The sequence below is a fragment of the Rhodosalinus sp. 5P4 genome (genome assembly GCF_041365695.1).
In the GTDB taxonomy this organism is placed as follows: Bacteria; Pseudomonadota; Alphaproteobacteria; order Rhodobacterales; family Rhodobacteraceae; genus Rhodosalinus.
Genome location: NZ_JBGFSJ010000005.1, coordinates 1 through 16,844, shown reverse-complemented (window position 1 = coordinate 16,844; position 16,844 = coordinate 1). Strand labels below are relative to the sequence as shown.

17 protein-coding genes and 1 tRNA gene are annotated in these 16,844 nt (G+C 68.6%); 9 read left to right on the top strand and 9 right to left on the bottom strand.

Going from position 1 to position 16,844, the window contains the following annotated elements; all coding sequences use genetic code 11:
- Window positions 1-2 precede the first annotated feature (2 nt).
- From AB6A69_RS10440 to AB6A69_RS10420, 5 genes are all read left to right on the top strand, one after another.
- On the top strand, window positions 3-278 hold the full coding sequence (locus AB6A69_RS10440) for a hypothetical protein (RefSeq protein WP_371060723.1): 276 nt from the start codon (window positions 3-5) through the stop codon (window positions 276-278).
- Window positions 265-1,341 carry a branched-chain amino acid ABC transporter permease gene (locus AB6A69_RS10435; protein ID WP_371039240.1) on the top strand — a complete coding sequence of 359 codons (1,077 nt, stop codon included), beginning with the start codon at window positions 265-267 and terminating at the stop codon, window positions 1,339-1,341. The genes AB6A69_RS10440 and AB6A69_RS10435 overlap by 14 nt, the downstream gene beginning before the upstream one ends.
- Before the next feature lie 66 nt (window positions 1,342-1,407).
- Window positions 1,408-2,694: an ABC transporter substrate-binding protein gene (locus AB6A69_RS10430; RefSeq protein WP_371060722.1), complete on the top strand. Its 1,287-nt coding sequence runs from the start codon at window positions 1,408-1,410 to the stop codon at window positions 2,692-2,694.
- Window positions 2,695-2,809: 115 nt separating this feature from the next.
- A complete protein-coding gene (locus AB6A69_RS10425) occupies window positions 2,810-3,631 on the top strand; it encodes an ABC transporter ATP-binding protein (RefSeq protein ID WP_371055663.1) in 822 nt (273 codons plus the stop codon).
- 15 nt (window positions 3,632-3,646) lie between these two features.
- Window positions 3,647-4,882 (top strand): phenylacetate--CoA ligase family protein, encoded by a 1,236-nt coding sequence (locus tag AB6A69_RS10420; RefSeq protein ID WP_371060721.1) that lies wholly within the window; start codon window positions 3,647-3,649, stop codon window positions 4,880-4,882.
- 19 nt (window positions 4,883-4,901) lie between these two features.
- Here AB6A69_RS10420 and AB6A69_RS10415 read toward each other — a convergent pair whose 3' ends face one another.
- The 3 genes from AB6A69_RS10415 to AB6A69_RS10405 all read right to left on the bottom strand — a co-directional run bounded on the left by AB6A69_RS10415 (window position 4,902) and on the right by AB6A69_RS10405 (window position 7,161).
- On the bottom strand, window positions 4,902-6,728 hold the full coding sequence (locus AB6A69_RS10415; protein WP_371060720.1) for a PHA/PHB synthase family protein: 1,827 nt from the start codon (window positions 6,726-6,728) through the stop codon (window positions 4,902-4,904).
- A 148-nt stretch (window positions 6,729-6,876) separates the two neighbouring features.
- The gene (gene ykgO, locus AB6A69_RS10410) at window positions 6,877-7,002 is read right to left on the bottom strand and encodes a type B 50S ribosomal protein L36 (RefSeq protein ID WP_371039234.1); all 126 of its coding nucleotides are present in this window, start codon (window positions 7,000-7,002) and stop codon (window positions 6,877-6,879) included.
- Between the two features lie 84 nt (window positions 7,003-7,086).
- Window positions 7,087-7,161 (bottom strand) — tRNA-Val (locus AB6A69_RS10405).
- Between the two features lie 151 nt (window positions 7,162-7,312).
- Between AB6A69_RS10405 and AB6A69_RS10400 the strand changes: the two genes are divergently transcribed.
- Complete coding sequence (locus AB6A69_RS10400) at window positions 7,313-8,176, top strand: N-formylglutamate amidohydrolase (protein ID WP_371060719.1); 864 nt, start codon at window positions 7,313-7,315, stop codon at window positions 8,174-8,176.
- A gap of 4 nt (window positions 8,177-8,180) precedes the next feature.
- On the opposite strand, the gene AB6A69_RS10395 is transcribed toward AB6A69_RS10400, so the two are convergent.
- Complete coding sequence (locus AB6A69_RS10395; RefSeq protein WP_371060718.1) at window positions 8,181-9,434, bottom strand: DNA polymerase IV; 1,254 nt, start codon at window positions 9,432-9,434, stop codon at window positions 8,181-8,183.
- A gap of 79 nt (window positions 9,435-9,513) precedes the next feature.
- Complete coding sequence (gene pyrF, locus AB6A69_RS10390) at window positions 9,514-10,203, bottom strand: orotidine-5'-phosphate decarboxylase (protein ID WP_371060717.1); 690 nt, start codon at window positions 10,201-10,203, stop codon at window positions 9,514-9,516.
- 190 nt (window positions 10,204-10,393) lie between these two features.
- Here pyrF and clpB point away from each other — a divergent pair, with 190 nt between their 5' ends.
- Window positions 10,394-13,018 (top strand): ATP-dependent chaperone ClpB, encoded by a 2,625-nt coding sequence (clpB, locus tag AB6A69_RS10385; RefSeq protein ID WP_371039230.1) that lies wholly within the window; start codon window positions 10,394-10,396, stop codon window positions 13,016-13,018.
- 76 nt (window positions 13,019-13,094) lie between these two features.
- Here the strand turns inward: clpB and AB6A69_RS10380 are convergent, their stop codons facing one another.
- From AB6A69_RS10380 to AB6A69_RS10370, 3 genes are all read right to left on the bottom strand, one after another.
- Window positions 13,095-13,589: a fasciclin domain-containing protein gene (locus AB6A69_RS10380; protein WP_371039229.1), complete on the bottom strand. Its 495-nt coding sequence runs from the start codon at window positions 13,587-13,589 to the stop codon at window positions 13,095-13,097.
- A 90-nt stretch (window positions 13,590-13,679) separates the two neighbouring features.
- On the bottom strand, window positions 13,680-14,156 hold the full coding sequence (locus AB6A69_RS10375; RefSeq protein ID WP_371039227.1) for a fasciclin domain-containing protein: 477 nt from the start codon (window positions 14,154-14,156) through the stop codon (window positions 13,680-13,682).
- A gap of 224 nt (window positions 14,157-14,380) precedes the next feature.
- Window positions 14,381-14,821 (bottom strand): DUF302 domain-containing protein, encoded by a 441-nt coding sequence (locus tag AB6A69_RS10370; RefSeq protein ID WP_371060716.1) that lies wholly within the window; start codon window positions 14,819-14,821, stop codon window positions 14,381-14,383.
- Between the two features lie 288 nt (window positions 14,822-15,109).
- Between AB6A69_RS10370 and msrP the strand changes: the two genes are divergently transcribed.
- On the top strand, window positions 15,110-16,015 hold the full coding sequence (msrP, locus tag AB6A69_RS10365; RefSeq protein WP_371060715.1) for a protein-methionine-sulfoxide reductase catalytic subunit MsrP: 906 nt from the start codon (window positions 15,110-15,112) through the stop codon (window positions 16,013-16,015).
- Window positions 16,015-16,641, top strand: a complete 627-nt coding sequence (gene msrQ / locus AB6A69_RS10360) for a protein-methionine-sulfoxide reductase heme-binding subunit MsrQ (protein ID WP_371060714.1) — start codon at window positions 16,015-16,017, stop codon at window positions 16,639-16,641. The genes msrP and msrQ overlap by 1 nt, the downstream gene beginning before the upstream one ends.
- Window positions 16,642-16,660: 19 nt before the next feature.
- On the opposite strand, the gene AB6A69_RS10355 is transcribed toward msrQ, so the two are convergent.
- On the bottom strand, window positions 16,661-16,844 hold a 184-nt coding region (locus AB6A69_RS10355), incomplete at its 5' end, for a hypothetical protein (RefSeq protein WP_371060713.1).

Below are 16,844 nucleotides of genomic sequence, written 5' to 3'. Positions count from 1 at the left end.
CCGTGGGCAAGCTGATCGCCATCGCCAATGTCGTCGCCTGGTCGGGCTTCTGGGCCTTCGGCTACCTCGCCCTCGCCTCCGCGGGGGAGCTGTCGGGCGGGCAGATCGCCGTCGCGGCGCTGCTGGCCTTCGCCGGGCTTGCGACGGGCGTGACCTGCTGGCTCTGGCTCGCGCGGGCGGCGGAGGCCACGGGCTACGCGAAACCCTCGAAGCAGCTGACGCCGCAGGCGCGCGCCAGGGCACAGGAACAAGGAGAGGTTCGAGATGCTCTATCGTGAGGCGGGCGACTTCAAGACGAGCTACGTCGCCGACAGTCAGACCTTCCCGATCCGGTTCGATCGCTGGCGCTATTACGCGGTGCTGGCCGTGGCGTTCCTCGTCGTGCCGTTCGTCGTCAACGACTACTGGGCCAACGCCGTCCTGCTGCCGTTCCTGATCTACGCCATCGCGGCGATCGGGCTGAACATCCTGACGGGCTATTGCGGGCAGGTGAGCCTCGGCACCGGGGGCTTCATGGCGGTGGGGGCCTACGGCTGCTACAAGCTGATGACGGCCTTTCCCGACGTGTCGATCGTCCTTCACATCGTCCTCGCCGGGGGGATCACCGCGGCGGTGGGGGTGCTGTTCGGGCTGCCCTCGCTCAGGATCAAGGGCTTCTATCTGGCCGTCGCCACGCTCGCCGCGCAGTTCTTCCTCGTCTGGCTCTTCAACAAGGTGCCGTGGTTCTACAACTACTCCGCCTCCGGGCAGATCACCGCGCCGGAGCGCACGGTCTTCGGCGTGGCCGTCACGGGACCCGAGGCCCCGGCCTGGGCGGCCTATCTTCTGTGCCTCGTCTTCGTCACCGTGCTGGCGATCGTCGCGCGGAACCTGACCCGCGGCACGCAGGGCCGCAAATGGATGGCGATCCGCGACATGGACATCGCCGCCGAGATCATCGGGGTGAGCCCGCTGGCCGCCAAGCTGTCGGCCTTCGCCGTCTCGTCCTTCTTCATCGGCATCGCGGGCGCGCTCTTCTTCGCCGTCTACCTGGGCGCGGTCGAGGTGGGCGAGGCGTTCGGCATCCAGAAGTCGTTCCTGGTGCTCTTCATGATCATCATTGGCGGCCTCGGCTCGATCTTCGGAAGCTTCGCGGGCGCGGCCTTCCTGGTGCTGTTGCCGGTCTTCCTGAAGAACGTGCTGGTGGGCATGCTTGGCTGGCCGTCGGACCTTGCCGCGCATCTGGAACTCATCATCGTGGGCGGGCTCATCGTGCTCTTTCTGGTGGCCGAGCCGCATGGCCTCGCCCAGCTCTGGCGCCTCGCGAAGGAAAAGCTGAGGCTCTGGCCCTTCCCCTATTGAGGGGGCGGGCACGGCGGAAGAGGAGCCGCCGTCACTGAACGAAGATCGAAAGGGAGGAGAACCCCAATGAGAAAGACACTGACTGCCCTGGCGCTTGCCGCCAGCATGGCCGCCGGGCCGGCGCTCGCCGACCTGGTGTTCCCGGACCTGAGCTATCGCACCGGCCCCTACGCCGCGGGCGGCATCCCGTTCTCGGACGGCTACCGCGACTACTTCACCATGGTGAACGAGCGCGACGGCGGCATCGGCGGCGTGCCCGCCCGCGTGATCGAGTGCGAGACGGGCTACAACACGGAGAAGGGGGTCGAGTGCTACGAGGCCACGAAGGGCGAGGGCGCGCTGATCTACCAGCCGCTCTCGACCGGGATCACCTACCAGCTGATCCCCAAGGTCTCGGCCGACGGCATCCCGCTTCACACCATGGGCTACGGTCGCACCTCGGCGAAGAACGGCGAGGTGTTCGAGTGGGTGTTCAACTACCCCGCGAACTACTGGGACGCGGCCTCGGTGGCAATCAAGTACCTGCTGGACGAGAACGGCGGCGATCTTTCGGACAGCAAGATCACCCTGCTCTACCACAACTCCGCCTACGGCAAGGAGCCGATCCGCACGCTCGAAAGCCTGGCCGAGAAGCACGGCTACGAGCTCACGACCATCGCGGTGGACCACCCCGGCCAGGAACAGAAGAGCCAGTGGCTTCAGATCCGGCGCGAGCGGCCCGACTACGTGATCATGTGGGGCTGGGGCGTGATGAACCAGGTCGCGATCCAGGAGGCCGCCAACATCCGCTTCCCGATGGAGAACTTCATCGGCAACTGGTGGGCGGGCGCCGAGCATGACGTGACGCCCGCGGGCGCCGCCGCCGACGGCTACAAGTCGCTCAACATGAACCGGATCGCGGACTACCCGGTCTTCGCCGACATCCGCACCCACGTGATCGACAAGGGCCTCGCGGCCGGCGACGGATCCAACGTGGGCAAGGTGCTCTATACCCGCGGCATGTATGCGGCCATGCTCGCCGTCGAGGCGGCCAAGACCGCGCAGGAGATCCACGGCACCGACCAGATCGACGCGGCGATGATGCGCGACGGCATGGAAGCGCTGGAGATGACGGCCGCGAAGATGGAGGCGCTGGGCGCGCCCGGGATCGGGCCCGAGTTTGGCGTGACCTGCTCGAACCACGGCGGCTCCGGCGGCGGCATCGTGCAGCAGTGGGATGCCGAGGCCGGCGAGTGGAAGGCGCTCACCGACTACATCGCGCCCGACGACGAGATCCTGCAGCCCTTGATCGAGGAGGACTCCATGGCCTTCGCCGCGGAGAACGACATCGATCTGCGCTGCAACGAGAGCTGAACCGGCCGCCCCGGCCGCCCGCCTGCAAGGGCGGCCGGGCACCCGGTATCCAGGGAGCGAGGACCGGCCGGTCGGCACCGCCGCCCCGACCGGCCCCGAAACGAGAGAGGCGAGGATGCTCGACGCAGGCCGCACGGAGGAGGCGCTCCTCGAGGTCAACAACATCGAGGTGATCTACAACCACGTGATCCTCGTGCTGAAGGGCGTGAGCCTTTCCGTGCCGAAGGGCGGCATCGTCGCGCTTCTCGGCGGCAACGGGGCGGGCAAGACCACGACGCTCAAGGCGATCTCGAGCCTCTTGGCCTCCGAGCGCGGGGAGGTCACCAAGGGCTCCATCGTCTACCGCGGGGAACGCGTGCAGCATCTCGACCCCTCCGCGCTGGTGAAACGCGGCGTCATCCAGGTGATGGAGGGGCGCCACTGCTTCGAGCACCTCACGGTGGAGGAAAACCTGCTGACTGGCGCCTATACGCGCAGCGCGGGGGCCGCGGCGATCCAGCAGGATCTCGAGATGGTCTACGAGTACTTTCCCCGTCTGAAGCAGGTGCGCAAGAGCCAGGCGGGCTATACCTCGGGCGGCGAGCAGCAGATGACGGCGATCGGGCGCGCGCTGATGTCGCGCCCCGAGACGATCCTGCTGGACGAGCCGTCCATGGGCCTCGCGCCGCAGCTCGTCGAACAGATCTTCGGCATCGTGAAGTCGGTGAACGAGAACGAGGGCGTGACGTTTCTGCTGGCCGAGCAGAACACCAACGTGGCCCTGCGTTTCGCGCGCTACGGCTACATCCTGGAATCGGGCCGCGTGGTGATGGATGGCCCCGCCGACGAGTTGCGCGAGAACCCGGACGTGAAGGAATTCTACCTCGGCATGTCCGAGGAGGGGCGCAAGTCGTTCCGCGACGTGCGCTCCTACCGCCGTCGCAAGCGGTGGCTCTGAGCAAGGGAGACGGCGATGGACACGGCCCGCACAGGCACCCATTACGACGAGCTGGAAACCCGGAGCGCCGATGCCCGCGCGGCATGGATCGCCGGGGCGCTGCCCGCGCAGATGGCCCGCGCGAAGGCGCTTCCGGGCTATGCCGAGACGCTCGCGGAGGTGGATCCCGAGGCGATCACATCGGCCGAGGCGCTTTCCGCGCTGCCGGTGCTGCGCAAGGCGCGGCTGGGCCGCGCACAGGCCGGCGACCCGCCCTTTGGCGGCTACACGACCCGGCCGGCCTCGGGTTTCGCGCATGTGTTCCAGTCGCCCGGACCGATCTATGAGCCGGGCGGCGACGCGCATGACTGGTGGCGGATGGGCCGCTTCCTGCATGCCTGCGGCGTGGGCGCGGACGATATCGTGCAGAACTGCTTCGGCTATCACCTGACGCCCGCCGGCATGATCTTCGAGTCCGGTGCGCGGGCGGTTGGCGCGGCGGTGCTGCCTGCGGGCACCGGGCAGACGGAGCTTCAGGTGCGCGCCGCGGCGGATATCGGCAGCACGGCCTATGCCGGGACGCCCGATTATCTGAAGGTGATCCTCGACAAGGCCGACGAGATGGGCGAGCGGCTGAGGCTCACGAAGGCGGCTGTGGGGGGCGGCGCGCTCTTCCCGTCGCTGCGCCAGGAATACGCCGACAGGGGCATCGCCTGCCTGCAGTGCTATGCCACCGCCGATCTCGGCAACATCGCCTATGAGAGCGCGGCGATGGAGGGGATGATCCTCGACGAGCATGTCCTCGTGGAGATCGTGACCCCGGGCACCGGCGACCCGGTTCCGGCCGGCGAGGTGGGCGAGGTCGTCGTCACCACGCTCAACCCCGACTACCCGCTGATCCGCTTCGCGACCGGCGACCTTTCGGCGGTGATGCCGGGCGAAAGCCCTTGCGGCCGCACGAACACGCGCATCAAGGGCTGGATGGGCCGCGCCGATCAGACCACGAAGATCAAGGGCATGTTCGTGCGCCCCGAGCAGGTGGCCGCGCTGGTGGCGCGCCACGACGAGATCGCGAAGGCCCGCGTCATCGCCCGCCGCGAGGGAGAGATGGACGCGATGACCGTGCAGGTCGAGGCCGAGGGCGGCGACGCCGCCGCCTTCGAGGCGAGCGTCGCGGAACTTCTGAAGATGCGCGGCCAGGTCGAGGTGGTGCCGCCCGGCAGCCTGCCGCGCGACGGCCTCGTGATCGAGGACCGGCGCAAATACGACTGATCCGCGCCGCGCGCGGGGCTCAGCGCTGGAAGACGTAGCTGCCGGGTGCGGGCTCGATCGGGCGGAGCCCCTTGCCGGGCGCGCCCATCGGCGGGGGCGGGATCTCGACCCCGCTGCCCTGCTCGCGCAGGAAGCGCGCCCATTCCGGCCACCAGGAGCCGTCTTCCTTCACGGCGCATTCAAGCCAGGTGTCGGGGTCCATGTAGTGCGCGCCGGGGGCGCGGTGCCCGATCCGGTAATGCCGGTGCGGGTGACCGGGCTCCGACACGATACCGCCATTGTGGCCGCTCGAGGTCAGCACGAAGCGCATGTCGGTGTCGGTGAAGAGCTTCGCCTTGTAGACCGAGTGCCAGGGCGCGATGTGATCCTTCTCGGTGCCGACCACGAACATCGGCGCCGAGATGTCGCGCAGCGCGATCACCCGCTCCTCGACCGCGAAACGGCCTCCGGTCAGGCGGTTCTCCATGAAGAGCGCGCGCAGATACTCCGAATGCATGCGCGCCGGCATCCGGGTGGTGTCGCGGTTCCACACGAGGATGTCGGCGTCGGGCTCCTCCTGGCCCATGAGGTAGCGGCGCACCCAGCGCGTCCAGATCTGGTCCTCGGGGCGCAGCGCGCGGAATGCGCCGCTCATGTGATCGCTGTCCAGCGTGCCCTGGTCCCACATCATGTCCTCGAGGAAGGCGAGCTGGCTTTCGTCCACGAAAAGCATGATCTCGCCCGCCTCGGAGAAGTCGGTCTGCGCCGCGAGAAGGGTGATCGAGGCGAGGCGGTCGTCATGGTTGCGCGCCATGGTGGCCGCCGCGATGGAGAGGATCGTGCCGCCCAGGCAATAGCCGCAGGCATGGATGCGCTGCCCCTCGCAGATGGTCGAGACGGCGTCGATCGCCGCCATCACGCCAAGCCGGCGGTAATCGTCGAGCGACAGGTCCCGGTGCTCTGCCGTGGGGTTCACCCAGGAAATGGCGAAGACCGTGAAGCCCTGGCCCACGAGCCAGTTGATGAGCGAATTCTCCGGGCGCAGGTCGAGGATGTAGTATTTCATGATCCAGGCCGGCACGACGAGCACGGGCTCGGCCTGGACGGTCTCGATTTGAGGTGTGTACTGGATCAGCTCGAAGAGGTCGTTGCGGAAGACCACCTGGCCGGGCGTACAGGCGAGGGTTTCGCCCACGCGGTACTCCGAGTCCGGTTCGCTGGTCTCTCCGGTCAGCGCGTCGCCCATGTCGCGGGCGAGATGCCGCGCCCCGTCGAGGACGGCATGGCCCCGCGTCTCGCGCACGGTCTCCAGGATCTCCGGGTTCAGCCAGGGCATGTTCGAGGGCGAGACGGCGTCGAGCATCTGGCGCGCCATGAAGCCCGCGCGCTTCGCGCTCTGGGGCCGCGCGCCGCGGATCGGCTGGGTCGCGAGGTCCCACCAGTCATGCGCCGCAAGAAAGCCCTGCTGGTAGAGGCTGAAGGGGAACCGGCCCCAGTCGGCATGGCCGAAGCGGTGATCGTTGGAGCCCGGCTCGAACGGGGGTGACGCCTCGGCGTTCGTCGCGGCGGCGGCGAAGCCTGCGAGTTTCCACCAGTTCTGCTGGGCCCGCTCCACGAGTTCGAGCTGGCGGCCCGGCGCGCGGGCAAGATGCGTGGCCCAGTCCGCCCAGGCGGCCCAGGCCGCGTGCGGGGATATCCCGCCGGTCTGCCGCGCGAGGACCGCGCGGGTGGCGCGGTCGAGCGTCTCGTGGGGATGATCGAGCGCGCGGTGCGACGCGCGCGGCGCGGGAGATGGCGTCGGGTTGCGTGGCGCGTCGCTCGTGGGCGGCGGGGAAAATCGTTGGCGGGGTGCTTTGTCGTCGGGCATGGGGTCTTGTCGTGCTGGTTTCCGTCTTGGTGCCAGCCGAACATGCCAGTTTCATGACGCATCATCCAGAAGACGCGTCCGCGCACATGAAAACGGGCCGCGCCGGCTGGCGCGGCCCGGCGACCACCTGACGGCGGCCGGTGTTCTTTCAGCCCTGGCGGGCCTTGAAGCGCGGCTGGGACTTGTTGATGACGTAGACGCGGCCCTTGCGGCGCACAACGCGGCAATCGCGGTGGCGCGTCTTGAGCGAGCGCAGCGAGTTTCTGACCTTCATGGTCCTCTCCTTCTTCGCGCGGCGCGTGCCTTCCGGATGCGCCAGACCGTTGTGTCGGGCCGCCCTTGCGGGCGGAGCGGCCGGTGGTGGGCGGTACTGGGATCGAACCAGTGACCCCTACGATGTCAACGTAGTGCTCTACCGCTGAGCTAACCGCCCGAAAACCGGCACCGATTCCATGCCCCCAAACAAAACGGGGCGCGGGTGTCCGCGCCGGTAGCGCGCTCTATAAAAGGAGTCGTGGGGTGGATCAAGGTCTTTTGGCAGGGCGTGCAATCGCGCTATCATCCCCGCCAGCAGGGAGAAACGCGTGGCCCATTCGCCGTACCAGATCAGCCATCCGCGGCAGCGCACATCGTGCGTCGTCTTCGCCTCTCCCCACAGCGGACGGGACTATCCCTGGAGCTTCCTGCGCCGGACCGTTCTCGACGAGCATTCCATACGCTCGTCGGAGGACGCCTATGTCGACAGGCTTTTCGAATGCGCGCCGGACTTCGGCGCGCCCCTGCTCAAGGGCGGTGTGCCGCGCGCCTTCGTGGACCTGAACCGCTCCGCCGAGGAGCTCGACCCGGCGCTCATCGAGGGCGTGCGCCGGACGAGCCACAACCCGCGGGTGTCCTCGGGCCTCGGGGTGATCCCGCGCGTGGTCGCCAACGGCCGCGCAATCTATCGCGGCAAGATCCCCCTGGAAGAGGCGCAGCGGCGCATCTCGCTTTACTGGCGGCCCTATCACGGCGAGTTGCAGCACCAGCTGTCGCAGGCCCACGGTCTTTTCGGCCGGGCGATCCTGGTGGACTGCCATTCCATGCCCCATGAGGCGGTGGACGGCATCACGCGCGCCGGCGCCCGCCGGCCCGAGATCGTGCTGGGCGACAGGTTCGGCGCCTCGTCCTCGGCCGAGATCGTGGACCGGATCGAGGCGGCGTTTTCCGCCGCGGGGCTGGTCGTGGTGCGCAACGCGCCCTTCGCCGGCGCCTACATCGCGCAGAACTACGGGCGCCCCTCGCGCAACCAGCACGCCGTCCAGATCGAGATCGACCGCGCGCTCTACATGAACGAGCAGGTGATCCGGCCCAACGCGAACTTCAACGCCTTCCGCGACCTTCTGCGCGGCGTGATCGCGGACATCGCGGCGATCGGAGAGGCGGAGGCGCGGCCGCTCGCGGCCGAGTGAGGCGCTAGCGCAAGGACCGCCCCTTCAGGATCGCCGCCGGTCCGAACCGGGCGCGGATCGTGTCGGCCGCGCGCTCTGCCTGTCCGCGCCGCGCCGCCTGTGGGTCCAGCAGGTCGCCCGACCGCTCGGCCTCGGCCGCCGGGCAAAGCTCCGACAGGCCGACGCCCAGCAACCGGTAGAGCCCGTCCGCCCCCGCCGCGTCCAGAAGCCCGCGTGCGGTACGGTAGATCCGGTCGGCGAGCTGGGTCGCGTCGCGCAGGGACTGGCGGCGCGTCACGGTCCGGAAATCGGCGCGTTTCAGCTTCAGCGTGACGACGCGGCCCGCCAGATCCTTGGCCTTCGCCCTGTCCGACACCTTCTCCGACATGCGCCACAGATGCCCGTCCAGCAGATCCGGGTCGGCGGTGTCCTCCCCGAAGGTCGTCTCGTTGGAGATCGACTTCACCGGCCCGTCGGCCGAGACGCGGCGCGTGTCCTCGCCCCGCGCGAGATGCCAGAGCCGCCCGCCCATGGACCCGAAGCGCGCCTCGAGCGCCAGTTTCTCCCAGCGGCGCAGATCGCTGAAACGGTGGATGCCGGCGCGGGCGAGCGCCTCCTGCCCCGCCTCGCCCACGCCCCAGATGAGGCGCACGGGCCGGTCGTGCAGGAAATCCTGCGTCTCGGCCCGTCCGATGACCGAGTATCCCTGCGGCTTGTCGAGGTCGGAGGCCACCTTGGCGAGGAACTTGTTGTGCGAAAGCCCGATCGAGCCGGTGACGCCCAGCTCGTCCTTCATCCGCCGGACGAGCCGCGCGAGCATCACGGCGGGCGGGTGCCCGTGCAGCCGCTCGGTGCCCGAGAGATCGAGGAACGCCTCGTCGAGCGACAGCGGCTCCACCGCGGGGGTGAGTTCCGTCATCATCGCGCGGATCGCGCGGCTGACCTCGGCGTAAAGATCCATCCGCGGCTTCATAACCACCGCCTCGGGGCAGAGCTCCAGCGCCTTGAACATCGGCATGGCCGAGCGCACGCCGCGGATCCGGGCGACGTAGCAGGCGGTGGAGACGACGCCCCGCCGGCCGCCGCCGATGATGAGCGGCCGGTCGGCCAGCTCGGGGTTCTCGCGTTTCTCGACGCTGGCGTAGAAGGCGTCGCAGTCCATGTGGGCGATGGACAGCTCGAAGAGTTCGGGATGCGACGTGACCCGCGGCCGCCCGCAGGCAGGGCAGCGACGTCCGGTCTCGAAGGTGGTCAGGCAGTCGCGGCAGAGGGCGGGCATGGCGCGATCATAGCATTGCGCGGCGGCGCGCACAGGGTCTTCGGGGCGCGCCGCCGGCCGAGCCGCGATCCCGGGCGGCTCAGGGCAGGGTGGAAAGGATCGCCTCTGCCGCGGCGCGCGGGTCCGCCGCCTGCCAGACGGGGCGGCCGACGACGATGTGATCGGCGCCGCCCGCGATGGCCTGCGCCGGTGTGGCCACGCGCTTCTGGTCGCCCAGGCCGGCGCCTGCGGGCCGCACCCCGGGCGTCACGATGAGCCGGCCCGCCGCCTCGGGCCGCGCGCGGATTATCGCCGCTTCCTGCGGGCTCGCGATGACGCCGTCCGCCCCGGCCTCGAAGGCCCGCGCGGCGCGCTCCACCACGAGGTCGGGAACCGCGCCCGCGCGGATGAGGCTCGCGTCGAGGTCCGCACGGTCGAGCGAGGTCAGGATCGTGACCGCGAGGATCTTCATCCCGGACCCGGCCGCGCCCGCCTTCGCGGCGCGGACGACATGAGGATCGCCGTGAACCGTTAGGAAATCGAGATCGAACCGCGCCAGCCCGCGCACCGCCGCCTCGACCGTGGCGCCGATGTCGAAGAGCTTCATGTCGAGGAAGATGCGCTTGCCGTGCTCACCCTTCAGCTCGTTGGCGAGCGCAAGGCCCCCGCCCGTGAGCATGCCGAGCCCGATCTTGTAGAAGCCCACCGCGTCGCCCAAGCGCTGCGCGAGGGTGAGGCCGGTATGCGCGTCGGGCACGTCCAGCGCCACGATGAGGCGGTTGTCGCTCATGCGGGTCCCCTTCCTGTCACGCGTTCCGCTTGCCGCAAAGCGCGCGCGGGAGCAAGCCGCCGAAAAAACGCGCGGCCCGCGTCTTGAAGCCTCGATGGGGTGTCGCCATCTTGCAACAGAAGGCCCGATGGGGGCGTGCCGCAAGGCGGGCGGCCCCGGCAAGGGTGCTTGATGAAAGGAGAAAAGACCCATGGACTTGTCCAAGTTCACGGAACGCTCGCGCGGTTTCGTCCAGGCGGCACAGACCATCGCGGTGCGCGAGGGACATCAGAAACTCGGCCCCGAGCATCTGCTCAAGGCGCTGATGGACGACGAGCAGGGGCTCGCCGCAAATCTAATCCGCCGCGCCGGCGGCGCGCCGGAGCGCGTGCTCGAGGCGGCGGAGGCCGGGCTGGCCAAGCTGCCCAAGGTCTCGGGCGACGGGGCGGGGCAGATGTATCTCGACACCCAGACCGCCAAGGTGCTCGACGAGGCGGAGAAGCTTGCCAAGAAGGCGGGCGACAGCTTCGTCCCCGTGGAACGCATCCTGACCGCGCTCGCGCTGGTGCGCTCGCCCGCGAAAGACGCGCTCGACGCCGGTGCGGTGAACCCGCAGAAGCTCAACGAGGCGATCAACGACCTGCGCAAGGGCCGCACCGCCGACACCGAGAGCGCGGAAGAGGGCTATGACGCGCTGAAGAAATACGCCCGCGACCTGACCGAGGCCGCGGCCGAGGGCAAGATCGACCCGATCATCGGCCGCGACGAGGAAATCCGCCGGGCGATGCAGGTGCTGTCGCGGCGCACCAAGAACAACCCGGTTCTCATCGGCGATCCCGGCGTCGGCAAGACCGCCATCGCCGAGGGCCTTGCGCTGAGGATCGTGAACGGCGACGTGCCCGAAAGCCTGAGGGACAAGAAGCTTCTGGCGCTCGACATGGGCGCGCTCATCGCCGGCGCGAAATACCGCGGCGAGTTCGAGGAGCGTCTGAAGGCGATCCTCTCGGAGGTCACCGCGGCGGCGGGAGAGATCATCCTCTTCATCGACGAGATGCACACGCTCGTGGGCGCGGGCAAGGCCGACGGGGCGATGGACGCGTCGAATCTTCTCAAGCCGGCGCTCGCGCGCGGGGAGCTTCACTGCGTCGGCGCCACCACGCTCGACGAGTATCGCAAGCATGTCGAGAAGGACGCGGCGCTCGCCCGGCGCTTCCAGCCGCTCTTCGTGGCGGAACCGACGGTCGAGGACACGGTCTCGATCCTGCGCGGCATCAAGGAGAAGTACGAGCTGCACCACGGGGTGCGGATCTCGGATTCCGCGCTGGTGGCTGCGGCGCAGCTGTCCGACCGCTACATCACCGACCGCTTCCTGCCCGACAAGGCGATCGACCTCATGGACGAGGCTGCATCGCGGCTGCGGATGGAGGTCGACTCCAAGCCAGAGGAACTCGACGCGCTCGACCGGCAGATCCTGCAGATGCAGATCGAGGCCGAGGCGCTGAAGAAGGAGGACGACCAGGCCTCGCGCGACCGGCTGGAGAAGCTGGAAAAGGAGCTTTCGGACCTGCAGGAGCAGTCGGCCGAGATGACCGCGAAATGGCAGGCCGAGCGTGACAAGCTCGCCTCGGCGCGCGGGCTGAAGGAACAGCTCGACCAGGCGCGCAACGAGCTCGAGCAGGCCAAGCGCGAGGGCAACCTCACGCGGGCGGGCGAGCTCAGCTACGGGGTCATCCCGCAGCTCGAGAAGCAGCTCGCCGAGGCCGAGGCCGTCGAGGGCGAGGCCGACGTGATGGTCGAGGAGGCCGTGCGCCCCGAGCAGATCGCGGCGGTGGTCGAACGCTGGACCGGCATCCCGATGTCGAAGATGCTTGAGGGCGAGCGCGATAAGCTGCTGCGCATGGAGCAGGAGCTTCACGCCCGGGTGGTCGGCCAGGCGCAGGCGGTGCGGGCGGTGTCGAACGCCGTGCGGCGGGCGCGTGCCGGCCTGCAGGACGAGAACCGGCCGCTCGGCTCCTTCCTGTTCCTCGGCCCCACCGGCGTGGGCAAGACCGAGCTCACGAAGGCGCTTGCCGACTTCCTCTTCGACGACGAGGGCGCGATGGTTCGCATCGACATGTCGGAGTTCATGGAGAAGCACTCCGTCGCCCGCCTGATCGGCGCGCCGCCGGGCTATGTCGGCTACGAGGAAGGCGGTGTGCTGACCGAGGCGGTGCGCCGCAGGCCCTACCAGGTGCTGCTCTTCGACGAGGTGGAGAAGGCGCACCCGGACGTGTTCAACGTGTTGCTCCAGGTGCTGGACGACGGTCAGCTCACCGACGGGCAGGGCCACAAGGTGGACTTCAAGCAGACGCTCATCGTGCTGACGTCGAACCTCGGCAGTCAGGCGCTGAGCCAGTTGCCCGAGGGCGCCGATCCGGGGGCCGCCAAGGCCGAGGTGATGGAGGCGGTGCGCAACCACTTCCGCCCCGAGTTCCTGAACCGGCTCGACGAGATCATCGTCTTCGACAGGCTGGACCGCGAGGACATGACCGGCATCGTGGACATCCAGCTCTCGCGCCTCGCGCGGCGTCTCGCGGACCGCAAGATCCGGCTGGAGCTCGACGACACGGCGCGCAAGTGGCTCGCCGACGAGGGTTATGACCCGGTCTTCGGCGCACGGCCGCTCAAGCGGGTGATCCAGCGCGCGTTGCAGGATCCGCTGGCCGAGAAGCTGCTGGCCGGCGACGTGCGCGACGGCGATGTGCTGACGGTGACGGCCGGCCCGGACGGGCTGGAGATCGGCGGGCATGTCGCCAGTTCCGGAAGCGAGCCGCCGCAGGACGCGGTCCTGCACTGAGGCGCGCGGGCCTTCGAAAACGCAAAGGCCCCCCGCGATTGGCAGGGGGCCTTTTTTCACGCGCCGGACCGGCGGCTCACTCGGGCAGAAGCACCGTGTCGATCACGTGGATGACACCGTTCGATGCCGAGATGTCGGCCTGCGTGACGCGGGCGTTCTCGACATGCACGGCGCTGCCTGTCGCGTTGATGTGAAGGCTTTGGCCCTGCACGGTCTCGGCGCTGAGGCGCTTGCCGGCAAGCTGGTCGGACGTCACCGCACCGGGCACGACGTGGTAGGTCAGAACGCTCACGAGCTGGTCGCGGTTCTCCGGCTGGAGAAGCGACTCGACCGTGCCGGCGGGCAGTTTCTCGAATGCCGCGTTCGTCGGCGCGAAGAGCGTGAAGGGCCCCGGGCCCTGAAGCGTCTCCACGAGGCCGGCGGCCTGCACCGCGGTCACGAGGGTCGAGAACTGGTCGTTCGACGCGGCGACGCCGACGATATCGGGCTGGCTGGGCGCCGGTGCGCAGGCGGCGAGGCCCGCGGCGAGGCCCGTGGCGGCGAGGGCGCGAAGTGCGAAACGGCGGTTCATCACTGTCTCCTTTCGAAATGCACTGTCAGGATACGACGGCGGGGCGGCTGAGCCGCCCCGCGCCAAAAGATCGTTGCGGTTCGCGCCGGATCACTCCGGCAGGATAACCGCGTCGATCACGTGGATGACGCCGTTCGAGGCTTCCACGTCGGCCTGGATGACGCTCGCGCCGTCCACGGTCACGCCACCCTCGGTGCCGATGGTCACCGACTGGCCGTTCACGGTCTCGGCCATCATGCCGTCCGACAGATCGCCCGACATGACCTTGCCCGGCACGACATGGTAGGTGAGGATCGCGGTCAGCGCATCGGTATCCTCGAGCAGGCCCTCGACGGTGCCCTCGGGCAGCGCCGCGAAGGCGTCATCGGTCGGCGCGAAGACGGTGAACGGGCCTTCGCCCTTCAGCGTCTCGACGAGGCCTGCCGCCTCGAGTGCGGCCGCGAGCGTGGTGAAGCTGCCGGCCTCGACCGCGGTGTCGACGATGTCCTTGCCCATGTGGTTGTCGGCGAAGGCCGGCGCGGCCAGGGCGGTTGCAGCGGTCATCGCGAAGAAAGTTCTGCGGAACATTCGAGTTTCCTCCTTGAACGTCATGTCCCTGCGCTCGATGGCGCAGGCCTTGGTGCCGGGGCGGCGGCGTGCCGCACCGATCATCCATTGCAGATTACGGCACGCGGACCGGTCCGGTTCACCGGGGATTTCCGCCGATGCGGCTTGACATCGCAAGGCGGCGCGCTAAGCGCGGTGCTTCGCAGGTTTCGACTTAAATTTTTGTGATCCGCCGTGATCGCCGGTTACTCGGCGATGGCTGCGCGCGTGATCCTGTCGAGAAGATCCTCGACTTCCTGCATCGATCCGTCGGGGAAGCCGCGATAGCCGATCATCACCCGGTCCTCGCCTGCCTGCTGCACCACGAAGATATGGTAGGGGCAGTATGCCACGTTCATCGGATCGGCCTCCATCACGCTGCGCGAGACCTTGGCCGAGCAGAAGCCGAACACGTCCGCGGCCTCGTAGAGCTGCACGTCCGAGCCCACATCCTCGCGGGTGCGCGCCAGCATGTTTCCCACATGGCTGGTGTGGTCGATCACCAGCCCCTCGTCGAGGATCGCGTTCTCGAGCCCGAACACGACATCGCCGTAGGACAGATCCGTGTCGTAGGTGACGATGTCCTCGGCAAGGGCCGGGCCGGCGGCAAGGCACAGCGCGGCGGCTGCGCGGGCGAATGCGGTCATGGTGTCCTCCCAGAAAGGTGCGCGGCGCGGAGGGACCGGGCCGCCAATACGGTCTTGACGGTAAGGCCCCCGCGGCCGCGTGACATTGAGGCAAATCAACATGCGGGCGACCCGGCCAACCGGCTCGCAGCCGATGGCCAGCCCGCGAGCGGGCGCTGCATCACCACGGGGCTTGCGACCGTGACACCGCGCCTCTGCCGATCCCAACGCCATCGTGACGCGCCGTGCATTGGGCGGCGCGGCGGCGCAACCTATGTTGCGAGCGATAACTGGATCAGGGAGAGCCCCATGTCCCACCGCTGGAAGAACGACCTGACGGAGCGTGACGTGACGCCGGAAGGCGCCTGGATCAGCCGCCGCGGCCTGATCGCGGGCGGCGCGGCGCTGGGGCTGGCGGGCCTCGCCCCCCGCGCCGAGGCGGCCGCGGAGGATCTTGAGCCCAACAGCTGGGAAGAGATCACCACCTACAACAATTTCTACGAGTTCGGCACGGACAAGAAGGATCCCGCGCGCCGCGCCGGGCAGATGACGGTGTCGCCCTGGTCGATCCGGATCGACGGGATGGTGGACCGCCCGGCGGACTACGCGTTCGAGGATATCCTCGCGCGGATGACGATGGAGGAGCGGATCTACCGTTTCCGCTGCGTGGAGGCGTGGTCGCGTGTCGTGCCGTGGAACGGTTTCGAGCTGGCGGACCTGCTCGATATGGCGGGCGTCCAGCCCGGCGCGAAATACGTGGCGTTCGAGACCTACCTGAACCGCGAGGAGATGCCGGGCACGCGTTTCCCGGTGCTCGACTGGCCCTATGTCGAAGGCCTTCGCCTCGACGAGGCGATGCACCCGCTTACCATCATGGCGACCGGCATCTACGGCCGCGATCTTCCCAACCAGAGCGGCGCGCCGCTCCGCCTCGTGGTGCCGTGGAAATACGGCTTCAAGTCGATCAAGTCCGTGGTGCGGATCACGCTGACCGAGGAAGAGCCGCCCACGAGCTGGAACAAGGCCAATCCGCGCGAATACGGCTTCTATTCCAACGTGAACCCCGAGGTCGACCATCCGCGCTGGAGCCAGGCGACCGAGCGGCGTATCGGCGGCGGGCTCTTCTCGGCGCGCCAGCCCACGCTCATGTTCAACGGTTACGCCGATGAGGTGGCGCTCCTTTACGCCGGCATGGACCTGACGAAGTTCTTCTGATGGCGCTCGCGCGGGTGATCTCTGCCGGGGCGCGGCGCGTCCCGGTCTGGGCGGTCTGGGCCGTGGCGCTCGCGCCTGTGCCATGGCTCTTCTGGGCCGGGGCCACGGGCGGGCTGGGCGTGGAGCCGGTGGAGGTCCTGGAGCACCGCCTCGGCCTTTACGCGCTGCAGTTCCTGATCGCGGGGCTCGCGATCACGCCTCTGCGCCGGCATCTCGGCGTGAACCTGCTGCGCTTTCGCCGGGCTTTGGGCCTCATCGCGTTCACCTATGTCGCGCTGCACCTCGCCGTCTGGCTGCTGCTCGACGTTCAGGATCCGGCGCGGGTCTGGTCGGACATCCTGAAACGCCCCTACATCACCATCGGCATGGGCGCCTTCCTGCTCATGGTTCCGCTCGCGCTTACCTCGAACGACTGGGCCGTGCGCCGTCTGGGGGCCGCCATGTGGCGGCGCCTGCATCGCGTGACCTATGCGGTTGCGGTGCTTGGCGCGCTGCACTTCGTCATGCTGTCCAAGGGGCTCCATCTCGAGCCGTTGTTCTACATGGGGGCGATTGTGGCGTTGCTGGCGTTGCGGCTGCGCCCGCGCGGCGCGGGCCGCGGTCTGTGGCGCGCCGACTCGGCCTGAACCGCCGCTTGCCGCGAGGTCACGACCCCGCATCCAAGAGCCCTGCGGCGGTGGTTGGGTGGCAACACGCTGATAAATAAGAAAAATCCGAGATGTCGAAAATTTCGCGAGGCGCCGGATTTTCCTCTTGCGGAGGTGTGTTGTGATCCGTAAATACGCCTTCACCGGCGGCGCGGGGACGCGGTGTTGGGAACATCGGGAGA

What these genes read in the sequence shown, in the direction of transcription:
- AB6A69_RS10380 (WP_371039229.1), bottom strand. Translation starts at nt 13,589, where the DNA reads ATGAACCGCCGTTTCGCACTTCGCGCCCTCGCCGCCACGGGCCTCGCC.
- AB6A69_RS10415 (WP_371060720.1), bottom strand. Translation starts at nt 6,728, where the DNA reads ATGCCCGACGACAAAGCACCCCGCCAACGATTTTCCCCGCCGCCCACG.
- ykgO (WP_371039234.1), bottom strand. Translation starts at nt 7,002, where the DNA reads ATGAAGGTCAGAAACTCGCTGCGCTCGCTCAAGACGCGCCACCGCGAT.
- pyrF (WP_371060717.1), bottom strand. Translation starts at nt 10,203, where the DNA reads ATGAGCGACAACCGCCTCATCGTGGCGCTGGACGTGCCCGACGCGCAT.
- AB6A69_RS10370 (WP_371060716.1), bottom strand. Translation starts at nt 14,821, where the DNA reads ATGACCGCATTCGCCCGCGCAGCCGCCGCGCTGTGCCTTGCCGCCGGC.
- msrP (WP_371060715.1), top strand. Translation starts at nt 15,110, where the DNA reads ATGTCCCACCGCTGGAAGAACGACCTGACGGAGCGTGACGTGACGCCG.
- AB6A69_RS10420 (WP_371060721.1), top strand. Translation starts at nt 3,647, where the DNA reads ATGGACACGGCCCGCACAGGCACCCATTACGACGAGCTGGAAACCCGG.
- msrQ (WP_371060714.1), top strand. Translation starts at nt 16,015, where the DNA reads ATGGCGCTCGCGCGGGTGATCTCTGCCGGGGCGCGGCGCGTCCCGGTC.
- AB6A69_RS10430 (WP_371060722.1), top strand. Translation starts at nt 1,408, where the DNA reads ATGAGAAAGACACTGACTGCCCTGGCGCTTGCCGCCAGCATGGCCGCC.
- AB6A69_RS10435 (WP_371039240.1), top strand. Translation starts at nt 265, where the DNA reads ATGCTCTATCGTGAGGCGGGCGACTTCAAGACGAGCTACGTCGCCGAC.
- AB6A69_RS10375 (WP_371039227.1), bottom strand. Translation starts at nt 14,156, where the DNA reads ATGTTCCGCAGAACTTTCTTCGCGATGACCGCTGCAACCGCCCTGGCC.
- AB6A69_RS10395 (WP_371060718.1), bottom strand. Translation starts at nt 9,434, where the DNA reads ATGCCCGCCCTCTGCCGCGACTGCCTGACCACCTTCGAGACCGGACGT.
- clpB (WP_371039230.1), top strand. Translation starts at nt 10,394, where the DNA reads ATGGACTTGTCCAAGTTCACGGAACGCTCGCGCGGTTTCGTCCAGGCG.
- AB6A69_RS10425 (WP_371055663.1), top strand. Translation starts at nt 2,810, where the DNA reads ATGCTCGACGCAGGCCGCACGGAGGAGGCGCTCCTCGAGGTCAACAAC.